The sequence below is a fragment of the Chitinophaga agri genome (genome assembly GCF_010093065.1).
GTDB classification, from domain to species: domain Bacteria; phylum Bacteroidota; class Bacteroidia; order Chitinophagales; family Chitinophagaceae; genus Chitinophaga; species Chitinophaga agri.
The window spans coordinates 7,172,111-7,197,894 of the sequence record NZ_CP048113.1 but is presented as its reverse complement, the minus strand read 5'-3'; the positions used below and the strand labels follow the sequence as shown (position 1 = coordinate 7,197,894).

Below are 25,784 nucleotides of genomic sequence, written 5' to 3'. Positions count from 1 at the left end.
TTATTCTATGTCCCGTTTAAAGGTTCGATTTAAATAAATAAATGAGCATCTTCTTCATTTATGTATTCCAGGTCACTAAACCAGGTCGGTGCTTCCACTTTGCTCTTACCCAAAAATATTTTGTACGTCTCTTCCGGGGATCGATGTTGCAAATACCGGAGATAATAGACATCGTTCTTAATATCGAGCACCTCTACCTTACCGGTCACCACCGACATTACCGGACCTCTTGCTGTGCGTGCCAGTCCACTTACCTGCTGAATAGCTTCGCGGTAGATCTTCAGTGCATTAGGCAGCGTTTCGGCAAAATAATGCTGGGCGCCGGTATCCCGTGGTAAAAACATGTAATAGGGCACACAACCCAGTTGCACCTGTTTCTTCCACATATCAGCCCAGACATTGGACGAATTATTAATGGATTTTAATAATGGCCCCTGCGTTCTTATTTCGGCACCTATCTTTTTGAGGTTAAGAATAGCTGTTGCCACCAGCGAGGAACTAAGTTCTACACCATGATTAAAGTGGGCCATAATAGCCAGGTGTTTGCCTGCATCCACTACCTTCTTTAAGACAGCCAGCAGCTTATCGGCATCTTCTTCATCAACAAACTTATGCGGCCAGAAACTTAATGACTTTGTACCTATCCGGATCGTTTCAATACTATCAACTTCAAGCAATGTATCGATGTAAGATTCCAGTATTCTGGAGTTCATGACCATTGGATCACCACCGGTGATCAGCACATCGGTGATACATTTGTTTGCTTTCAGGTAATTAATCAGTGGTTCCGTTTCCTTCGCCTGTATCTTCATATTCAGGCCAGATACGAACTGAGGCCACCTGAAACAAAAGGTACAATAAGCATGACATGTTTGATTATGACTGGGAAAGAAAAGAACAGTCGTTTTATACTTATGCTGTATTCCTTCCAGTTTAACACCATTATCAAAAGGGATATTGAATGAGGACTGACCCGCGGGATGCGGATTCAACCCCACCCTGATATCATTTATCAATTGCTGATATTCATCAACGGACATACGCTCACGGCCTAACCTGAGCTGCTCAAAATCCTCGTTCGTCAACATTTCACGTGCAGGAAAATTCAGTCTGAAAATGGGATCATTCACAAAATTGTCCCAGTCTATCAGATTTTCAAGCACATAATTATTTGTCTTAAAAGGATATATTTCGGCCACAAGTTTAATATCCTCGATCATACTATCCTCCAGTACATTTATTCCCGGAATATTATGAATGTTACCAATACTGTATGATTTATATTTAGCAGCCATATTCTTTTTTTTGTTTTGTTATCAAACGTGGGACTATGCCATTGACACAAGTATTTTTCTTTTGCCTTTATAAGGAAGCCGTCCATGCAGCGCAAGCATATTATCCACAACCAGCAGATCACCAGTTTCCCATTCCACTGGTACAGTGATCTTGTGCAGTACTTCAATGATCTGTTCTATATATGCTTTCTGAATTTCTGATCCGTCACCGTATCTCGCATACATAGGCAGTGCTTCCGGATTATTCCCTGCCAGCGCCAGCAAAGTATCATATACTTCTTCTCCATATATCTGCGGATAGAACTGATCTACCTGATTAAACCACAGGTCCTCCTGTGTATGGGGATGTTTTCTTATTGCCGGGCGTGTTTGTACCAGCTTAAGGGAATTGTCTTTGTTCCAACTTATGATGATATTGTTTTCATCACAATACTTCTGAACGAAGTTTTTATCGTCTGACTCGAAGGCTTCCATCCAGCTTGGTCCCAGGCCGCCACCACCATGCAGGTTCCGGATATAGGTAATCCCCTTCTTTGAGAACTCTTCAACAATAGCCGGATCCAGCAGTTCGAGTACTTTACGGCAGTCTCCTACAGTAGTCTGTCCACCTTCATCAGCCCTGATCTCGCAACAGAAACAGATGATCTCCGGCCAGATATTAGAATAGGAAAATTCGGTATGCAGCTGTATGATAGATGAAGCATCATACTCAGAGGCATTATATACATTCTTTGTATACTTGCCCCTGCTGGAATTACCATCCAGGAAATTACGTGTACTGGGGAACAGGGATTGCATCAGTTGCTGAAACCTGGATGCAGAGTTAACGTCAAGGCCGCGGATAAGTACGGCGCCGGCCTTCTGCAGTTTTTGGGTAAAATCAGTTTCATTTTCCCTGAACCAGGCAACAAATTCTTCTGTTGTGCCCTGGTTATTTAACTGCAGGAATATTGGCAAAGTATCTTGCCTTACGATTTCTGTGAGTTCCATAACGGTAGATTTAGATGTGTTTAATAATTTTGTTTGTGATAAGTTTAATATTTGCGTCGGACTGAATGGTATCGAAATGTCCTCCGTCGAGATAGTATTCGTCAAACGAGCCTTCGTTATATTCTGACCATTTTTGCATATTCAGGAAATTCCTTGTGATATTAAGCTTGGATTTAAATGCGATCAGATCACCCTTGATCTTACCGCGCTGTTTGTAATCGCTGATCATAGTTGCATTGTTCCTCCAGATACGCTTGAGGGATTCCGTGTCTTTCAGCGCTACACCTGAAGTGACCAGCTTGGAGGCCAGCCATGCAAAATCGTTTTCCATCTCCTCCTGCTCAGATGCTTTAGCCGCCTTTCCAGCGACCTTTTCCTGCACATGCCGGTCGACTATAATCAACGAAGTGGTATACCCTTTCATCTCGATCATTTTTGCTGTTTCGTAGGCAATTGCAGCGCCATATGAGAAGCCGAACAGAACGATCTTGCCCCCTGTATGCTTACGCAGGATCTCTTCCATAAAATGCCTTGTCTTTTCCTCCAGACTGGCAGCTGGCGTTGTTCTGTCATCAATACCTTTATCCTGTAAACCGTAACAGTTGAATTTACCATTCAGATTTTTACATATCCTGAGATAAATAAGCGGTGTACCAATTAATGGCGAGAAGAAATAAATGTTCCTGAGAGAATCATCTATCGTATTTAAAGGTACGAGGGTACTATTTTCTTCACTTAGTCCGCTAAAGTCCGATAGCTGTCTGAGCGTAGGCTTGTTGAATAATGTTCCCAGCGATATACTGATGCCGAATTCCCGCTGTATCCGTGATAATACCTGTATTGCTTTCAACGAATGCCCACCCACTTCAAAGAAATTATCATCGAGGCCAATGGGTTTATAATCCAGTACATCTTCCCATATTGCGATCAGGCGTTTTTCCGCATCTGTTAAAACTTTGCCTGTGCCTGTTTCCGCTTTTACAAAGGGGTCTGGTAATACCTTTACGTTGACTTTTCCGTTTACTGTCAGTGGGAACTGATCAAGCTTCACAAAGAAGGATGGCGTCATGTAACGTGGTAAACGTTCCTCCAGAAAATGGCGAAGCTCATCGGAGGAGACAGCTGCATGCTGTGTATAGTAGGCTACCAGATATTTATCTTCCTCCCTTGCTTTTACGGCTACCACCACCTGATCCAGTGATGGATGCATGCGTAATACCTGTTCTATCTCTCCCAGTTCGATCCTGTAACCGCGGATCTTAACCTGACCATCAGTACGACCATAATATACAAGTTTGCCATCCGGCTGCCAGCTGGCGATGTCCCCGGTGCGATACAATAAACCTACACCATAAGGATTATCGATAAAACGGGCGGCTGTCTGATCTTCCTGACCAAGATAGCCCTGTGCTACGCCGGCGCCAGCTATGCATAGCTCCCCGGATACGCCTAACGGCTGCAATGCCAGTGACTGATCCAGTATATAAATACGGGTGTTAGCTATCGGTTTGCCTATACGCACATCTTCTTCCGTTATCAGATTCACTACACAGCCTACCGTTGTTTCTGTGGGGCCATATTCATTGTATACTTTCATTGCCGGGTTCAGACGGCGCAGACGCGCAATATGGCGCTGATGAACGGTCTCCCCTCCCAGAATCACCGTCTCTACTCCGCTATGACTAAGCGCTGGTAAGGCGTCCACATGAGATGGCGTCATCTTTACCGCCCGCACGCCCGGTGCGGTAAATACATCTTCCAGCAGTATTCCCATATCCGCACCATCATACAGGTACACTTTATCTCCACGCAAAAGACCACTTAACAGGCTGGTCACTGTCAGATCGAAGGCTATAGATGTGAACACTGCAAAAGCGTTATCTGTGCGGTCTCCGAAATAATAACTGTTCGCCCAGCTCAGGTAGTTGACCACATTCTGATGGCTGACCACCACTCCTTTGGGGCGCCCTGTGGAACCTGACGTGTACAACACATAGGCTGGCTGATCTACGCCAAAGGAATGCGCAGGATTGTCCTGCACCTGCGACTCAAACAGGGTTGAATCGCTTACATCAATTGTACATACCGGCAGATCGCTGTGATATACGCTATCTGACAACAGCAGTTCCAGACCACTGTCATGAATGATCGCTGAGATCCTTTCCGCTGGGTAAGCAGGATCCATGGGGACATATGCCGCACCGGCTTTGAGGATGCCCAGTATCGCTATCAGGACATGCTCGTTACGGTCTGACAACAGGCCGATCAGCGTACCTGGTTGTACATGATGGACAGTTTGCAGATAATGAGCCAATGCATTGGCGCGGCTATTAAGCGCCTTATAACTTAATTCCCGTCCCGCACTCACTACTGCCACTGCATCCGGAACAAGCAATACCTGCTGCTCAAAAAGTGCAGGGAGGGTGGTACCTCCGGGATAGGCACATGTTGTATCATTAAATGCTTCCAGCAGCAAGTGTTTTTCATCTGCCGGGATATAATCCAGTTCACTGACCGGTAATGTGGATGACTGGATCACTGCTGACATTAAGCCCTGCAGATGTGCTGCCATTCTTTCGATACGGCCGCGATGGAAAAGATCTGTATCGTATTCAATCTGCAACTGAAGTCCGGTATCTGCCGGTTCAAAGAAAAATGTAAGATCAAATTTGCTAACATTGTGATCAAGCTCACCTGATCCTACTTTCACGTCCGATAATCCTGTAACCCCGTCCCGTGCTTCATCATATGATCCCGGCATGCTGATCAGCACATCAAATAATGGCGAACGGCTTCTGTCTCTGGCCAGTTCCAGTTCCTCTATTAACAGGTCAAATGGAAATGCTTCATGACTCATTCCGTCCAATACGGTCTGACGAACATTGGTAAGAAACGCTTTGAATCCCATAGCAGGATCCAACTGGTTACGAAAGGCCAGCATATTTACATAGTATCCGATCTGGTCTTCCAGGTCAGGATGGTTCCTGCCCATCACCGCACTTCCCATAATAAGGTCTGTCTGTCCGCTGTACCGGTATAACAATGTATTCACCAGTGCGAGCAGCCCCATAAAAAGCGTGGCATTATTATCTCTCAATAGTGTTTCAAACAGCCGGCTCTCCGACTGTGAGAATTGGTGATATACCCTTGCCCCTCTGTGACGACGGATGGCAGGCCGCGCCGAGTCAGCAGGTAATTCCAGCACCGGCAATTCCCCACTGAACTGATTTAACCAATATGCACGGGAAGCATCTAACAGGCCAGCGCTAAGCTGCTGCTGCTGCCAGCAGGAATAATCCTTGTATTGAATGGTTAGCGACCGGAAATCGGGCTTCCCTACATTCAGATAGGCGTTATAGAACGTGGTTGTTTCCTTTATCAGGATCTGCAGAGACCATTCGTCAGAAATAATATGATGCATCGATAAAACCAGCAAACTCCGGTGATCCGGCAAACGGAATACAGCTACCCGCATCAGCGGCCCCTCCGTGAGATCAAATACCGTATCGGCAATGGCCTGCGCTTCCAGCTGTACTCTTCCATCAGCATTCATAACATTTTCGTAATTGAAGAATTCTACATCAAAAGCAAATTTGTCCGCCGGTATAATAAATTGTCTCGGCTCATTATTCTCCATTACAAAAACAGTACGCAGGCTTTCATGCCGTTCCACGAGGTGACGGAAAGCCATTGAAAGTCTTCCCTGATCAATATTTCCTTCGAGCCAGTACAGCATAGAGATGTTATACGCTGTCGAGGAAGTGTCAAGCCTGTTAAGCATCCATAAGCGCTTCTGGGCATTCGATAATGGATAGGTTGCCTGCGCTTCCGCTATCGGAATAGCGGCATACTCCTGCCTGCGCGCGTTGCCGATCAGCATGCTCTGCGAAGAGAGCGTGGCATTTACAAATAATTCTTTAAGATCAGGTTTAACAGAAAATGTCTTATAAATATGTGCATTCAACTGTATCGCTTTCAATGAATGACCGCCCATTTCAAAAAAGTGATCATCCAGTCCAACGGGGCTGTAATCCAATATCTTCTCCCACAATGCCGCCAGTTTTTTCTCAATGACAGTAAATGGCTTTCTATGAGAATGTTGCTTGTGCATCGGATGAGGCAATCCATTGAGATCAACTTTCCCGTTCACCGTCAGCGGGAACTGATCAAGCTTCACGAAGAAGGATGGCGTCATGTAACGTGGTAAACGTTCCTCCAGGAAATGGCGAAGCTCATCGGAGGAGACAACTGCATGCTGTGTATAGTAGGCTACCAGATATTTATCTTCCTCCCTTGCTTTTACGGCTACCGCCACCTGATCCAGTGATGGATGCATGCGTAATACCTGTTCTATCTCTCCCAGTTCGATCCTGTAACCGCGGATCTTAACCTGACCATCAGTACGACCATAATATACAAGTTTGCCATCCGGCTGCCAGCTGGCGATGTCCCCGGTGCGATACAATAAACCCACACCATAAGGATTATCTATAAAACGGGCGGCTGTCTGATCTTCCTGGCCAAGATAGCCTTGTGCTACGCCGGCGCCAGCTATGCATAGCTCCCCGGATACGCCTAACGGCTGCAATGCCAGTGACTGATCCAGTATATAAATACGGGTGTTAGCTATCGGTTTGCCTATACGCACATCTTCTTCCGTTATCAGATTCACTACACAACCTACCGTTGTTTCTGTGGGGCCATATTCATTGTATACTTTCATTGCCGGGTTCAAACGGTGCAGACGAGCAATATGGCGCCGATGAACGGCCTCCCCTCCCAGAATCACCGTCTCTACTCCGCTATGACTAAGCGCTGGTAAGGCATCCACATGAGATGGCGTCATCTTTACCGCCCGCACGCCCGGTGCGGTAAATACATCTTCCAGCAGTATTCCCATATCCGTACCATCATACAGGTACACTTTATCTCCACGCAAAAGACCACTTAACAGGCTGGTCACTGTCAGATCGAAGGCTATAGATGTGAACACTGCAAAAGCGTTATCTGTGCGGTCTCCGAAATAATAACCGTTCGCCCAGCTCAGGTAGTTGACTACATTCTGATGGCTGACCACCACTCCTTTTGGGCGCCCTGTGGAACCAGACGTGTACAACACATAGGCTGGCTGATCTACACCAAAGGAATGCGCAGGATTGTCCTGCACCTGCGACTCAAACAGGGTTGAATCGCTTACATCAATTGTACATACCGGCAGATCGCTGTGATATATGCTATCTGACAACAGCAGTTTCAGACCACTGTCATGAATGATCGCTGAGATCCTTTCCGCTGGGTAAGCAGGATCCATGGGGACATATGCCGCACCGGCTTTGAGGATGCCCAGTATCGCTATCAGGACATGCTCGTTACGGTCTGACAACAGGCCGATCAGCGTACCTGGTTGTACATGATGGACAGTTTGCAGATAATGAGCCAATGCATTGGCGCGGCTATTAAGCGCCTTATAACTTAATTCCCCTCCCGCACTCACTACTGCCACTGCATCCGGAACAAGCAATACCTGCTGCTCAAAAAGTGCAGGGAGGGTGGCACCTCCCGGATAGGCACATGTTGTATCATTAAATGCTTCCAACAGCAAGTGTTTTTCATCTGCCGGGATATAATCCAGTTCACTGACCGGTAATGTGGATGACTGGATCACTGCTGACATTAAGCCCTGCAGATGCGCTGCCATTCTTTCGATACGGCTGCGATGGAAAAGATCTGTATCGTATTCTATGCGCAACTGGAGTCCGCTATTCGTCTGCTCAAAAGCAAACGTCAGGTCAAACTTGCTCACATGTTTCCTGATGGCCGGACCGCCGGTTGCTAAACCGGATGTACCGGAAGCATTAACAGTTGATAGCCTTAAATCCTGCATGCTGATCATTACATCGAATAACGGAGATCTGCTCAGGTCACGCTCTTTCAATTCCAGTTCTTCTACGAGCAGATCGAATGGGTAGATCTGATGCTGAAAAGCGTCAGATACGATTCTCTTTATATTGGCTAATAAACTGACAAAGTCCTCTTTTTCCGGGATCACATTACGTATTGCCAGCGTATTAACGTAGTATCCTATCTGATCTTCGAGATCAGGATGTTCACGTCCAGCCACCGGCGTACCAATCACCAGATCTCTTTGTGCGGTGTAACGGAACAATAATATATTCACTAAAGCCAGTACACCAATAAAAGACGTTGCCTGATTTTGCTGTAACAACGCATCAAAGGCCATACTGTCTACGTGATCAAACTGACTATAGACTTCCGCGCCCTGATATCCTCTAATAAGCGGCCGGGGATAATCCGATGGCAGGTTTAATACAGGTAATTCTCCCCTGAACTGCTGCTGCCAATAATTCCTGGCTGCAGCTGCGCCGTCTGTATTCAACTGTTCCTGCTGCCAGCATGCAAAATCTTTGTATTGTACCACCAGTGCAGGCAGTTCTATCTCCTTTCCATTACTGTATCCTTCATATAATGCTGCCAGTTCTTTCAGCAACACCTGCTGTACTGACCATTCATCTGCAATGATATGATGCATACACAGGGTAAGCAGATATTGCTGTTCTTTTACCAGATACAAACCGACCTTCATCAACGGGGCCTGGTCAAGCTTAAACACCGTCTTACCTAGTTTCTCCACCTTATCCAATGCGAACGCTACGGGATCAGGAGCAGCTGTGCAGTCGCTGAAATGAATCGAAAATGCCAGATCCTGCAATGGTAAGATCACCTGACGGGGCTGGTCATTCTCCAACCTGAAAATAGTGCGCAAACTTTCATGACGTGCAATCAGGCTCTTAAATGCGGACTCCAGCCAGCCGGTGTTCACTTCGCCTTCCAGTGTATAAACAAGAGAGATATTATATGATGCAGACAGCGTATCAAGTTGATTCAATACCCAGATCCGTTTCTGTGCATTCGACAAAGGATAACTCGGTTGTGGCTGTGCCAGCGGGATCGGAGCATAAGCAGAGCGTTTAGCCGCGCTTATCAATGCGGCCTGCGCATGAAGTTCCGCGTTACTGAACAATTCTCCGATACTGAGTTGTACATCCAGTGACTTGTAAATACGGGAGATCAGTTGAATGGCTTTCAGGGAGGAACCACCAATATTGAAAAAGCTGTCTTTTCTACCTACCTGCTCTACGCCCAGTACCTGCTTCCATAGACCGGCCAGTTCCTGTTCCACTCCTGTATGGGGGGCCTCATAATTTGCATCTGATGAAAGCGCTTGCGGACGCGGGAGCGACTTACGGTCTACCTTCCCGTTCAGGTTCAGCGGGAATTGAGATAGCCAGACATAATATGAAGGCAGCATCGCCGGATTTACCAATGCTAACAGCTCCGTACGCAAACCTTCCGGGCTACGTTCACGACCTGTATAGTAACAGATAAGTGTTTGCTGAAAATCAGCGTCCTGGTCAACCAATAACTCTACCTGATCTATATCATTCAATTGCAGCATGCTGCCGCGTACTTCATCCAGCTCTATGCGCACACCGTTTATCTTTACCTGATCATCCCGACGACCAAGGATTTCGAGATTACCGTCACTACGATAACGCCCCATGTCGCCGGTCCACCACACCAGGTCCTCCTTTTCACTTATCAGCGGATTCTGCACCAGACTTCGCGCAGTGAGTGCGCTGTCCAGGTAACCTTTGCTGATATAGGGGCTTCGGATGTATATGTCTCCCAATTCTCCACCGGTACACATGCCACTCGCGTTAATTACAGCTATATGCGCGCTACTGATAGCCCTTCCAACAGGTATCACCTCACCGGCTTCCCAGCTCCTGGCATCTATATGGAAACAGCTTTTCAGTATTGTAGTTTCTGTAAGACCGTACAGGTTGGACAATCTTGCTTTATTTCCATTCGCCGCATACCAGTTGGTCACATCCTTTCCATAAAGCTTTTCACCTGCCAGCACAATAAACTCAAGGCTCTCTATGCCGCGGCCCTGTTGTTTAACAGCAGCAGTCAACAAGCGGAATATTGAAGGAACCGTTTGCAGAATGCTGACCTTTTCCATCCTTAGCCAGTCGGCCAATAACTGCATATTAGTACGCACTGACGGTGAGGGCACACAAAGTGTTGCTCCTGACGCCAAGGCGCTTAAAATATCTTTCAGTGATGCATCAAAAGTAACAGGGGCTAACTGACTAATACGATGCCCTCTGCCAATATTCCATTCCCGTATATGCCAATGAATATATTGACTCAGGCTATTATGGGCACCAACAATTCCCTTCCCCTTACCAGTGGAACCGGAAGTGTAAAAGATGTAACTATCCCCATCAGTTTCAGGAACAACAAGCGGATTTTCCATGCTATATTCCTTTGTCACAACAGGAGCGCTATTACGGTATACCTCGGGAACAGCATCTCCAATGGAAATCATATCAGTTCCCTCAAGTCCGATTCCCTGCAGTAATGCCTTGCCAGATAATGGCAGGACAACTAGATAGTCTACAGCGATGTCATTAGCCAGGAACAGCTGCTCCAGTTCTTCCCGATGTTCTGCTAATGTGATGATCACAGCTGGTTTCGTCTCCTTCAGCATCTGTAGCAAACGCAAAGGGGCAAAAGTAATATCCATCGGTACGTAAACACCGCCTGTCTTAAATACAGACAATAAAGCCATTACGTGCCGGATACCTGCCGGCAGAAAAAGACCAATCCTGTCACCAACACCAACGCCGAGGTCTATGAGCAGATGTGCCAGCTGGTTACTACGGGCGTTAAGTGATCCATAGCTAATCGTGACCCCGGCATCGGTCACGGCAATCGCGGACGGGAGCTGGAGCGCGCGTTGTTCGAAAAGCTGATGAACAAGAGGATAGTTATCCACGGGCACATCACTGTTGAATAAGGCTGTTTCCACACCATCATCCGCCTGATAAGATAGTGTACGGATCAAACCTTCCGGATCTTTAACAACGGCATGAAACAGCTCCTGCAAATGTCTGCTGATATGGACGATCCTTTCACGGTCAAAGAGATCCGTGTTATACTCTATACTACCATAAAGATGGCGGCCATCTCCCGGCTCAACGAACTGAATACGCAAGTCTCCCTTGCTGATTTCCAATGCAGCATCCTCCGTTGTCACTTCGACACCGTTCATCTCTAATGCAGTGTCCTGGTTCAGCTGAATATTCTGCAGGATAACGACGATATCAAATAAAGGAGAACGGCCCTGACCAGTATTCAGGCCCAGATCTTCCACGAGCATATCGAACGGGTACCACTGATACTGATAGCTTTCCAATGTATTACCCCGAACCTCATGTAACAGTTGGCGGAAATTCTGTTCGCCTGTCACATGATTGCGAAGCGCGAGTGTATTCAGGAAGTAGCCTATCTGCCCTTCCAGGTCCGGATGATCACGGCCGGCTACTGGTGTGCCAACTACAATATCCTGCTGTCCCGTATAACGGTATAATAATACTTTCACGAGGGATAACAATCCCATAAATAAGGTAGCATCTTCCTCACGTACCAGTGATCCAAACAGTACACTGTCTTCCTCGCTGAATTCAAAATATACCTCACCCCCGTGGTATCCCTGTGCAACGGGACGGGGATGATCGAGAGGAAGTGATAATACCGGCAACTCACCACTAAACCGGCTTAGCCAATAATTACGGGCAGCTTCCAGAGTGGCGCCCTTCAACTGGTCCTGCTGCCAGCAGGCATAATCCTTGTATTGTACAGGCAGTGCCGGCAATAACGGCACATTACCGGAGGTGTAGCTATTGTAGCACAACAGCAACTCCCTGATCAGAACCTGCATGGACCACTCGTCGGAGATGATATGATGCATGCAGAGACTGAGCAGATAGTCAGATTCATTTATACGGAATAGCGCAACACGTATCAGGGGACCGGAAGAAAGGTCAAAGACTTCTCTCGTTACGGCACGTGCATGTGCTAGCGCTTTGGCTGCACCTTCGGCTGTTTCAGTATAATCATAATATTGCACACGGAATATGGGTGCGTCAGCGGGTAGTATCTGCTGACGTGGTTCCCCGTTTTCCACAACAAAAATGGTACGCAAACTTTCATGACGCCCGATAATAGTTTCAAAAGCCGACATTAAGCTGTCTACTGACACCTGACCTGCAAGGCGATACAGATCGCGACCATTGAACTGGACAGCTGCCGGTGATTGCTGGACCTGTAACCATAAACGCTTTTGTGCATTAGATAGCGGATATGTCGGTTGTGATTGGGCTACAGGAATAGCTACGTAAGCGGATCGTTTGGCAACGTTTACAAGTGCTGCCTGTTGATGCAGTTCGGCATGACTGAACAACTCTGCTATACTAAGCTGTACATCCAATGATTTATAAATACGGGAAATCAGTTGTATAGCCTTCAGTGATGAACCGCCGATGTTAAAAAAGTTATCATTTCTACCTACTTGCTCAACACCCAATACCTGCTGCCACAGATCTGCGAGGTTGCGTTCAATACCAGGATGTGGTGCCTCATATTCATTGTACAGCAGTTCCTGTGGACGGGGCAGCGCTTTACGGTCTACCTTGCCATTCAGGTTCAGGGGAAATTGAGATAACCACACATAATACGAAGGCAGCATTGCTGCATTCAGCAGGGCTGACAACTCGCCACGCAATTGTTCGCCGCTACGTTCACGACCTGTATAGTAACAAATTAACGACTGCTGATAATCGGCGTCCTGATCTACCAGCAATTCGACCTGATTAATGTCTTCGAGCTGCAAGATACTACCACGTACCTCATCCAGTTCTATGCGTACGCCGCTTATCTTTACCTGATCGTCACGACGTCCCAGTATTTCCAGGCTACCATCAGGACGATAGCGGCCTACGTCGCCGGTCAGCCACACAAGGTCAGCTCTGTCCTTCACCAGTGGGTTCTGCACCAGGCTATGTGTCGTCAGTTCTTTATCCAGATAACCTTTACTGATAAATGGACTTTTTATATAAACATCACCTAACTCGCCCGAAGAGCACAGCCCACTTTCATTGATGACCGCAACATATGTGTTACTGATAGCCTTTCCCACGGGTATTACTTCCCCTGGCTCCCACTCCCAGCTATCGATATGAAAATATGTTTTCAGTACTGTCGTTTCAGTTAGACCATACAGGTTTGAGATACGAGCCCCTTTTCCATTTGCCGCAAGCCAGTTAGTAACGTCCTTGCCATATAATTTTTCACCAGCCAGCACTATATAGCGTAAGGCATCAATACTTTGTCCCTGCTGCTTTACTGCCGTGGTGAGCAGCCGGAACAAAGAAGGCACTGTCTGTAAAATATTAACCTCTTCGGTCCGCAACCAATCTGCCAGTAACAACATATTGCTGCGTACCGGCTGTGATGGGATACAAAGTGTAGCTCCCGACGCCAGGCTGCTGAAAATATCTTTCAGCGATGCGTCAAAGGTAACAGGTGCCAGCTGACTAATACGGTCTCCTCTCTTAATATTCCACTCGCGCATGTGCCAGTGAATATAGTGACTCAGGCTATCATGTGCCCCAACAATACCCTTGCCCCGGCCGGTAGAACCAGAGGTATAAAAAATATAGTTATCACTGTTCACCGGCATGTTAACAACGGGATTCTCTACACTATATTCAGCAGATGCGACCAGCACGTGATCACGATACACTTCAGGTACTGTTTCACCAATCGAGATACTCGCAATGCCTTCAAGAGATATATCCTGCAGCAGGGAGCTTCCCGACAATTGCAACACTACCAGGCAGTTGATAGATAAGTTATGTTGTTGAAAAAATTCCTCCAGCTCCTTTCTGTATTCTCCTGATGTGATGATCACCTCAGGACGTGTTTCCTTCAGCATCTGTAACAAACGAACGCTGGCAAAACTGATATCCATTGGGACATATACGCCTCCGGATTTAAATACACCCAGTAAAGCTGTAACATGACGTATACCAGCGGGAAGAAAAACGGCCACCCTGTCACCAGTCTTTACGCCATGATGGAGCAGCAGGTGAGCGAGTTGGTTACTACGGCGGTTTAACATTTCGTAACTGATGCTAACTCCTGCATCTATTATTGCTATGGATGAGGGTGACTCCTGTACCCGCTGCTCAAAAACGTGATATATAAACTCTTTCATTTTCTGATTTTTAAACACCTGAACTTTGAACGATTCTACCTCTATAAGGATCAGCTCAGCTGACCTTCTTTGGGTTAATCAAGAGATGAGTTAAACAATGAGGCCCGCTGTGTTGATTTCACTTTTTCATCCACCAGCATATACTGAATTTTTTGTAGCATTTGATCAGGTTCCCGGATTATCCCGGCAAACAACTCCTGTAAATGAAGCACCAGCCGCTCAATACGTCCTCGTTCGAACAGGCTTGTATTATACTCTATACTACCATGCAAACTATTTCCTTTCCCATGGTCTACGAACTGGATGCGAAGATCTCCTTTACTGATCTCCAGCGCTGCATTTTCCACGGCTACCTCCATACCTTTCATTTCCAAAGTGGTGTTTTCGGCGAGCTGTATGTTTTGCAGGATCATTACTACATCGAATAGTGGTGAACGACCCTGTGCAACGTTCAGATCCAGGTCCTCTACGAGCATATCAAACGGATACCATTGGTGCTGGTAACTTTCCAATGTGTTCCTACGGATCTCCCGCAACAGCTGACGGAAACTCTGCTCACCGGATATGTGGTCACGTAGCGCCAGCGTATTCAGGTAGTATCCGATCTGGCCTTCCAGGTCGGGATGATCACGCCCTGCTACCGGCGTGCCTACTATAATATCCTGCTGCCCGGTGTAGCGATACAACAGTACTTTTACCACAGCCATCAACCCCATGAACAAGGTGGCATCCTCACTCAGTACCAGTGATATAAATGATGTACTATCTGCAGCACCTAGCTCAAAGAATATCTCCGCGCCCTGATATTGCTGTACTAATGGGCGAGGGCGATCCAGCGGCAATGCCAACACCGGAAGTTCTCCGCTAAAACGGCTCAACCAGTAGTTCCGGGCAGTGGTCAGTGATGCTCCCTGCAACTGCTCCTGCTGCCAGCAGGCGTAGTCTTTATACTGCAACGGTAATGGTGCCAGTGAAGGAAGACTGCCTGATACATAGCTATTGTAACATAGCAACAGTTCTCTTATCAATACCTGCATAGACCACTCATCGTATATGATATGATGCATGCTCAGGCTAAGCAGGTAAGTAGATGTATCTGTACGGAACAGGGTTACACGTAACAATGGTCCCGCAGAAAGATCAAAAACCTCGGCTGTAATGGCACGTGCATGTGCCATTGCAGCCGAGGTGCTGTCAGCACGGTCTGTATAGTCATAATACCGTACCCTGAAGGTAGAGGCATCGGATGGCAGTATCTGTTGACGAGGTTCTCCATCCTCCAGAATAAAAATTGTACGCAGGCTCTCATGACGAGCCACCAATGTATCAAACGAACGGATCAGACTCTCTACCGACAGATCCCCCTGTAAACGGTAAAGGTCCCGACCGTTGAACTGCAGAGAGGTAGGGGATTGCTGTACCTGTAACCACAAACGTTTCTGTGCGTTGGATACAGGATACGTGGTTTGGACTGCCGCCAGTGGGATCGCAACATATGCTGATCGCCTCGCTGCCTGGATAACAGATGCCTGCTCCTGCAGTTTCGCATGACCAAATATATCGCCTATACTTAACTGCACATCCAGTGACTTATAAATACGCGAGATCAACTGAATCGCTTTCAGCGATGACCCTCCTATATTGAAGAAATTGTCATGACGGCTTACCTTCTCTATTCCTAACACCTGCTGCCACAAAACGGCCACTTCCTGCTCTACACCTGCATGCGGCGCTTCATATCCCCTATCTGATAATAACTCCTGTGGACGTGGTAAGGCCTTACGGTCCACCTTCCCGTTCAGGTTCAGCGGGAATGATGCCAACCATACATAATACGATGGCAGCATCGCCGGATTCAAAGTCGCCGAAAGGGCTACCCGCAATTCATGACCACTCCGCTCACGACCGCTATAGTAGCAGATCAGTGTCTGCTGATAATCTGCATCCTGATCTACCAGTAACTCTACCTGATCTATATCTTCAAGCTGTAGCACACTACCACGAACTTCGTCCAGCTCTATACGAACGCCATTGATCTTCACCTGATCATCACGGCGGCCAAGGATCTCAAGATTACCATCTTGACGGTAACGACCCAGGTCTCCTGTCAGCCATACCAGGTCTTCTGCTTCCCCCAACAATGGGTTCTGTACAAGACTTAATGCCGTCAGTGATTTATCAAGATAACCCTTGCTCAGGTAAGGACTCCGGATATACACATCCCCCAGCTCACCGGAACTGCACATACCACTCTCATTGATCACGGCGATATGCGCTCCACTGATTGCACGGCCTGCAGGAATAACTTCGCCCGGTTCCCAGTCTTTTTCCTCAATATGATAACAACTCTTTAAAATCGTCGTTTCTGTCAAACCATACAGCGCTGATAATGAGGCTCCATTTCCATTGGCCGCGTACCAGTTAGTCACATCCTTTCCATACAGCTTCTCTCCTGCCAGCACCACATGCCGCAGGCTGCCTATACCCCGGTTCTGTTGCTTCATCGCGCCCGTCAGCAAACGGAATAAAGATGGCACCGTTTGTAATATGCTTACCTCTTCTGTACGCAACCACTCTGCCAGCAACTGCATGTTATTACGTACTTCTGATGAGGGTACGCATAATGTAGCTCCGGATCCAAGGCTGCTCAATATGTCTTTCAGCGACGCATCAAATGTTACTGGTGCCAGTTGACTGATGCGATCGCCATTGCCTATATTCCACTCATGCATATGCCAGTGTATGTAATGGCTAAGGCTATTATGAGCACCCACAATGCCTTTCCCCTTACCCGTAGAACCAGACGTGTAATAAATGTAACTATCCCCATCGGCCGCCGGCTCATTCTCCAGATTATCTGTACTGTATTCTTTAGCGGACATCCGGACACCATTGCGATAGACTTCAGGCGCCGTATCTCCCACCGCAATCATCTCTACTCCTGAAAGCCCTATATCCTGTAATAAAGAGGTTCCTGATAACGGTAACGTCACCAAACAGTCCACTTTTATCTGATGCGCCGAAAATAATGCTGCCAGGGATTCCCGGTATTCTTCTGATGTGATGATCACTGCAGGACGGGTTTCCTCCAGCATCTGCCGCAAACGGGAATGGGCGAAGCTGATATCCATCGGCACATATACACCACCAGCCTTGAACACTGCCAGCAAACCGGTCACCTGGCGGATACCTGCGGGCAGGAAAACACCGACACTGTCACCAATGCTGACACCTTCGTCCTGTAACAGGCGCGCCAAATAGTTACTACGGCTGTTAAGTGCCTGATAACTGATGGTTATACCATTATCTGACACGGCGACTGCTGACGGAAATTCTTGTACCCGCTGTTCAAACACCCGATGCATCAACGGATAGGCTTCCCTTGGCTGATCACTATTGAACAACATCGTTGCTACCCCATCATCTTCCTGGTAGGAAAGCGTATGGATCAGCACATCCGGCTCTTTAACGATGGAATGGAACAATTCCTGTAACTGCCTGCTCATATGCGCAATACGCTCCCGGTCAAAGAGATCCGTATTGTATTCTATGCTACTGTAAAGCTCCTGATCTTCCCCACGGTCTACAAACTGAATACGAAGATCTCCTTTGCTGATACCCAGTGCTGCATCATCCATCGACACATCCACACCAGTCATCTTCAGGGATAGACTGTCATTAAAATGAATATTTTGCAGGATCACCACCACGTCAAACAATGGGGAGCGGTTTTTACCCCGGTTCAGGCCCAGCTCTTCGACCAACATATCGAACGGATACGCTTGATGCTGATAACTTTCGAGTGTGTTATTGCGAACAGTCTGCAATAGCTGCCGAAAGCTCTGATGACCGGACACCTCGTTGCGGAGCGCCAGTGTGTTCAGAAAACAACCAACCTGACCTTCGAGGTCGGGATGATCACGACCGGCTACGGGCGTCCCAACAATAATATCCTGCTGTCCCGTATAACGGTATAACAGCACGTTTACAACAGATAATAACCCCATGAATAATGTTGCATCCTCGCCACGTACCAGCAAATCGAACAACCTTCTGTCTTCTGCGCTCAGTCTGAAGAAAACCTCACTGCCGTGATGTCCCTGTACCACAGGACGGGGATGGTCCAATGGCAGTTCAAGTACGGGCAACTCTCCACTGAAACGCTGCTGCCAATACTGGCGGGCTGCTTCCAGCGACCCACTCTGTAACTGTTCTTGCTGCCAGGAAGCGTAATCCTTGTATTGAATCGGCAGTGGTGACAGCGACGGATTGGCACCTGCGGAATAACTGTTATAGCAATAAATCAGTTCTCTTATCATTACCTGCATAGACCATTCATCGGAAATGATATGATGCATACACAGGCAAAGTAAGTAGGAGGATACATCTTTACGGAATAAAGCTATCCGTATCAGTGGACCTGCAGAAAGGTCAAAAATTTCAGCCGTGACAGCCCTTGCATGGGCCAGCGCTTTTGCCGCTCCATCTGCACTATCGGCATAGTCATAATAGCGAACGTTGAAGATATCCGCATCAGCTGGCAATATATGCTGCCGGGGTTCTCCGTTTTCCATTATAAATACGGTCCGCAGACTCTCATGGCGTGCAATGATCGTATTGAAAGCACGCGTCAGGTTCTCAACAGATACATCACCTTGCAGACGGTATAACTCTCTTCCGTTAAACTGGACAGCGTCCAGTGATTGTTGTACTTGTAACCACAAGCGCTTTTGTGCATTGGAAAGCGGATATGTATCTTGTTGTTCTGCCAAAGGTATCGGAACATAAACAGAGCATTTAGCGTCGTTTATCAATGTAGCTTGTATATGCAATTCCGGATGACTGAACAGCTCTCCTATAGTCAGCTGTACATCTAAGGCTTTATAGATACGTGAAATCAGTTGTATTGCTTTCAACGAAGAGCCGCCAATATTAAAGAAATTATCCAGGCGCCCCACCTGTTGCACTCCTAATACCTGCTGCCACAAATCAGCAAGTTCCCGCTCTATTCCTGTCTGCGGTGCTTCGTAGTTCTTGTCGTACAACAATTCCTCCGGACGGGGCAATACCTTCCTATCTACTTTTCCATTCATGTTCAATGGGAATTGTGGTAGCCATATATAATATGATGGCAATAAGGCGGGATTGAGCAGGGGGGTTAGCTCTCCCCGTAACTGGTCTGCACTGCGTTCACGACCGGTATAATAACAAATAAGGGTTTGCAGGTAATCAGTATCCTGCTCAACCAATACTTCTACGTGGTCTATATCCTCCAGCTGCAGCATACTTCCCCGCACTTCGTCCAGCTCTACCCGTACCCCATTGATCTTCACCTGATCATCCCGCCGTCCGAGTATCTCCAGGTTACCATCACTGCGAAAACGTCCCAGGTCACCGGTCAGCCAGACAAGATCCTGCCGGTCATGCACCAGAGGATTTTGTACAAGGCTACGTTCGGTCAGCTCACTGGAAAGATAACCTTTGCTGATATAAGGGCACCTGATGTATACATCTCCCAGTTCTCCTGACGTACATAATCCGCTTTCATTGATCACTGCTATACTGGCATCACTGATAGCTTTTCCTACGGGAATGACTTCCCCCGGTTCCCAATGTTTGAACCCGATGTGATAGCAGCTTTTCAGAATCGTTGTCTCTGTTAAACCATACAGATTGTACAAACGGGCACCCCCACCATTCACTGCATACCAGTTATTTACATCTTTACCATACAGCTTTTCACCAGCCAGTATGATATAACGCAGATGATCAATACCACGCATCTGTTGTTTCGCAGCGGCTGTCAGTAACCGGAACAAAGAAGGAACTGTTTGCAGGATGCTTACTTCTTCCGACCGAAGCCAATCAACCAACAACGGCATATTGTTGCGTACTGATGGCGATGGAATGCAAAGTGTGGCCCCGGATGCCAGACTGGTGAAGATATCTTTTAGTGACGCATCGAACGTAACAGGCGCCAGCTGACTAATGCGGTGTCCTTTACCGATATTCCATTCGCGCATATGCCAATGGATATAGTGGCTTAAACTATCATGCGCACCCACAATACCTTTGCCTTTACCGGTTGATCCCGAAGTATAGAAAATATAACTATCGCTATCAGCAGGCTGCATAACCTCAGGATTAGCTGTACTATATACTTTAGATTCAATAAGTACATTATTACGGTAAACTTCGGGGCTGGCATCCCCCGCAGTGATCATATCTGCTGCCGGAAGTCCGATGTCCAGTAGCAGATCGGTACCTGACACTGGTAAGACTACAAGACAATCTATTACCCCGTCGTACCCGGCTAACAATTGTACCACCGCTTCTCTGTATTCACCCGATGTGATGATTATAGCCGGACGCGTTTCATGCAGCATCTGCAGTAAACGGGCACGGGCAAAACCAATGTCCATTGGGACATACACGCCACCAGACTTAAACACCGCGAGCAAAGCGGACACCTGCCGGATACCTGCGGGCAGGAACAAGCCGACTCTGTTACCTGACGTTATTCCCTGATCCATCAACAAGTGAGCAAGCTGATTACTACGGCTGTTGAGCGATTCATAGCTGATCCCTGTACCTGCTTCGACTATTGCTGTCAGTGAAGGATGCTCTTTTGCCCTTGTTTCAAACACTTCATGGATTAGCGGGAATGCATGCCGCTGCTGCTCCTTATTGAACAATATAGCGGTAACGCCATCATTTTCCTGATATGAAAAGTTACGTATCAGGCCATCCGGCTCTTTCACAACAGCGCTGAATAATTCCTGCAAATGCATGCTGACATGAACGATACGTTCATGGTCAAAAATATCCGTATTATATTCTATACAGCCATAGAGATTACGTTCTTCACCGTGATCCATAAACTGAACACGAAGATCTCCTTTACTCACTTCCAGCGCAGCATGCTCAACTACTACGTCTACCCCCTTCATCTGCAATGCGGCATCTGCATTCAGCTGAATGTTCTGTAAAATAACAACCACGTCAAACAGAGGTGATCGCCCATGACCAGCGCTCAATCCCAGATCCTCTACCAGCATATCAAATGGATACCACTGATATTCATAGCTTTCCAGGGTACTATTGCGTACGCCGGCTAAAAGTTGTCTGAAACTCTGGTCTCCAGATACCTGGTCCCGCAGCGCTAATGTGTTCAGGTAGTAGCCTATCTGCCCTTCCAGGTCCGGATGGTCACGACCTGCGACCGGCGTACCTATCACGATATCCTGCTGCCCGGTATAGCGATATAGCAATACTTTAACAACTGCCATTAACCCCATGAAGAGCGTCGCGTCTTCACTACGCACAAATGCTCTGAATATAGCACTCTCTTCTGCATTGAATTCGAAGTAAACTTCCGCACCCTCATGCCCCTGTATAACAGGACGAGGATGGTCCAACAGCAGCTCCAGCCCGGGAAGGTCTCCGCTAAAACGACGCAGCCAGTAATGACGTGCTGCCTCCAAAGATTTACCCTGTAGTTGTTCCTGTTGCCACCAGGCATAATCCCTATATTGTACTGGTAGAGGGACCAATGAAGGCTCTTCACCTGAGCAGTAGCTATTATAACACTGTAGCAGCTCTTTTACCAGCACCTGCATCGACCATTCATCGGAGATAATATGATGGATGCATAGACTGAGTAAATAAGCAGATTCACCTGTGCGAAACAATGCTACACGCAGTAAAAGGCCTGAGGACAGGTCAAAGACGGTATTAGCCACTGCCTGCGCATCCACCTTTTCTGCTCCTGGCGTGTTGCGGTAATCTTTATATTCAATTTTAAATCTGCAAGCATTCATAGGAAGTACCTGCTGCCGTGGCTCTCCATTTTCAAGAATGAAAATAGTACGGAGGCTTTCATGCCGTGCTATAACAATATTGAAAGCACGGGCCAGGCAGTCTATATCCACATGCCCGTTCAGGCTGTAATTAACCGGTATGTTATAAGCAATTGTATCCTGCCCCTGCTGTTGCAGTAACCACAGCCGCTTCTGTGCATTGGACAACGGATAGCTGTCTGCCACAGGCGCTGACGGTATTGGAGCGTAGGCGTCATGTGCAGCAGCCGCTATCAGCGCGCTCTGATCGGATAGCAATGCATGGGTGAACACATCCTTCAGGCTGAGACGCACCGAAAATCGCTGCTGGATACGGCTCAATAGCTGTACCGCCTTTAAAGAATGACCACCCAGGTCAAAAAAATGATCATCCAGTCCCACACGGCCACAGCCCAGTAGGCTTTCCCATATCTCGGCAAGGGACTTCTCTGTGGATGTGGACGCTGCACGGTACATCCGGCCAACCGTCTGCGGCTCCGGTAATGCGTTCAGGTTGACTTTCCCATTCGATGTAAGCGGTAGCTTGTCTAACATCGTGAAGTGAACGGGAACCATATAGGCGGGTAGACGCTGGTGCATATATTCACGTAATGCCGTATCACTTACCGGTGATACCTGTGTATAGTAAGCACTCAGCTGTTTGTCCCCGTTCCTGTCTATCACCTTTACAACAGCATCTTCTATGTCCTCATGCCGCGACAAGACATACGCCACTTCACCTAATTCAATACGGTAGCCACGTATCTTCACCTGGTTATCCAACCGGCCATAATACACAAGGTCTCCATTCGCCAGCAGGCGAACTTTGTCTCCCGTCCGGTAAAGGCGGTCGCCAGCCACAAACGGACTTGCTACGAAACGGGACGCTGTCAGTGATTCACGGTTCAGATAACCACGGCTCACCCCCGCTCCTCCTACATACAATTCTCCAGGTACACCAAACGGAACCAATTGTCCATGACTATCCAGTACATAACAACGTAGCGTCGGTATAGGACGACCCAGATTGCTGATACCTGATTCAATATCCGGTTCCGTGATTGCTTTAAAGGTCACATGCACCGTCGTCTCTGTGATACCATACATATTGACTAAAGCAGCCGATGGGTAATACTTATACCACGATGATAACTTTGCCGGACTTAATGCCTCGCCACCGAATATGACATATCTTAATGACAATGGCGGACAACCAGCCGATAATAGTGATTGCTGAAGATTATAAAAAGCAGACGGCGTCTGGTTCAAAACGGTCACGCCCTGTTCCTGCAGCAACGTGATGAATGCTTCCGGATCGCGGGCTGTAGCTCCCGGTACGATCACAACACGACCACCAAACAACAAGGCCCCATACATCTCCCATACCGAAAAATCAAAACAGTACGAATGGAACATTGTCCATACATCTGTCGCCTGGAAATCATATATCCGGCGATCAGGCTTCAGTAACTGCACAACATTCCCGTGCGTTATCAAAGTCCCTTTAGGCTGCCCTGTTGTGCCTGATGTATAGATCACATAGGCTATATCAGAAGGCGTATTCACCTTCTCAGGATTGTCCCCGGGATAAGTGGCTTCTTCCGCTAAGAACCGGTTCAATTCCCCTTCATCCAGGACCACCAGACAATGACTGTCTGTCTTCATGTAATCGATGCGGTCTCCCGGATAGTCAACATCGATCGGCACATAACCTGCACCCGATTTCAGAATGCCAAGAATGCAAATGATCATCTGTTCCGTGCGTGACTGCAGGATGCCGATCAGGTCATCGGGGCGTGGATGATAATGCGACCGAAGGTAACCTGCCAAACGGTTACTACGGGTATTCAGTTCCTTATAGGTCAGACTGTGGTCACCGAAAACCACCGCAACATGATCAGGGGTCTGACTCACCTGCCACTCAAACAGATCAACCAGTGTTTTGTCTTCAGGATACCCGGCAGTGTTATCATTCAGGGTGTATAACAGTTCATGCGTTTCTCTTTCACTCAGGTAACTGATTTCATCCAGCGCAGTATCAGGCGATGATAAGATGGCGGTTAACAGTTGACCCAGGTGGCCTGCCATCCGGCTGACAGTGCTTTCCCTGTATAAGGCCGTATCATATTCCAGTTCAAGGCGGATGCCTGCTTCATCACGAACAAACGAGAACAGCAGGTCAAATTTACTGATGCGATGATCAAGCGCTACACTTTCCACAGATAGTCCTGATACGGATGGCGACACCGGCGTATCCTGTAAGCTCACCATTACATCAAATAATGGTGAACGACTCATGTCATGCGATAAAGACAACATCGTAACCAGTTCATCAAATGGGTATGCCTGATGCGCAAAACCTTCCAATACCGTCTGACGTACCTGTTTCAATAATGCGTTAAAGCCCTCCCCTCCTTTCAACTCATCACGCAGCGCCAGCGTATTGACATAGAAGCCCACCTGATTTTCCAGATCTGGATGTTCACGACCCGCCACAGGACTACCTACTATCAGATCTGTCTGACCCGTGTAACGATAGAGCAATAATTTCACCAGTGCCAGTAAACCCATGAAAAGGGTACTCTGATGATCCTGTAATACCTGCTCAAACAGTTCGCTGTCACCTGCATTAAATGTATAAGTGTAGCTGGCTCCCTGATATCCCTTCACTGAGGGACGCAGATAATCTGTTGTCAGATCGAGTACGGGAAGAACTCCTGAAAAACGTTCCGTCCAGTAAGTGCGCGATGATAATAACGCTTCCGGTAACTGTGAACGTTGCCAGTAAGCATAGTCCTTGTACTGTACCCGAAGTGCTTCCAGCTCCACAGGACTACCTGACACATAACCATTGTATAAACGGATCAGTTCTCCGAACAGTACCTGCATGGACCATTCGTCTGCAATGATGTGATGAAGACACAATAACAGCAAACCTTCTTCTGCTCCTGTCATCAGCAAACAAACGCGCAGCAATGGACCTGCTGACAGATCAAATGGGATAGCTGACAGCGACTGTGCATGAGCTAACGCACTGGCCTCGTCACCAGGGTAGTCATATACTGTCAGCAGACTGCCGCTAAATGAGGCTATGCGCTGGCGGGGTTCCCCATCCTGCTGCTCAAATACGGTACGCAAGCTCTCGTGACGGGACAGCAATACCTGCAGTGACTGTTCCAGCGCCAGCTGGTCTATTTTACCGCTCAAACGGGACAGCAATGGTATATTATATGCGGCACTTTCTGGTGACAGCTCATACAGCACCCACATACGCTGCTGCGCATTCGATAACGGATAATTTTGCTGAATAGGTGCGGGATAAATACGCTCCGTTGTTTTTATATTCCTGAGATACTCAATTATCGCCAGCTTCTTCTCTTTCAATGCTGATAACAGCAATTCATCTAAAACACCTGCAGGCGAATTAATCTTCAACTGTGAATCATCAGGGCCGTACAGCTTAATGCTACCACCAAGTTTCCTTACTTTATTTAAGATATCTACGACTTCCAT

General features: G+C 47.4%; 4 protein-coding genes. All 4 read right to left on the bottom strand.

The genetic code is table 11. From position 1 onward, the window contains the following. Positions 1 to 29: 29 nt before the first annotated feature. The 4 genes from GWR21_RS28445 to GWR21_RS28430 all read right to left on the bottom strand — a co-directional run bounded on the left by GWR21_RS28445 (position 30) and on the right by GWR21_RS28430 (position 25,784). Positions 30 to 1,295, bottom strand: a complete 1,266-nt coding sequence (locus tag GWR21_RS28445; RefSeq protein WP_162335088.1) for a KamA family radical SAM protein — start codon at positions 1,293 to 1,295, stop codon at positions 30 to 32. A gap of 33 nt (positions 1,296 to 1,328) precedes the next feature. Continuing rightward, a complete protein-coding gene (locus tag GWR21_RS28440; RefSeq protein ID WP_162335087.1) occupies positions 1,329 to 2,285 on the bottom strand; it encodes a TauD/TfdA family dioxygenase in 957 nt (318 codons plus the stop codon). Positions 2,286 to 2,295: 10 nt separating this feature from the next. Then, the gene (locus GWR21_RS28435; protein WP_162335086.1) at positions 2,296 to 14,433 is read right to left on the bottom strand and encodes a non-ribosomal peptide synthetase; all 12,138 of its coding nucleotides are present in this window, start codon (positions 14,431 to 14,433) and stop codon (positions 2,296 to 2,298) included. 74 nt (positions 14,434 to 14,507) lie between these two features. Next, on the bottom strand, positions 14,508 to 25,784 hold the full coding sequence (locus GWR21_RS28430; protein ID WP_162335085.1) for a non-ribosomal peptide synthetase: 11,277 nt from the start codon (positions 25,782 to 25,784) through the stop codon (positions 14,508 to 14,510).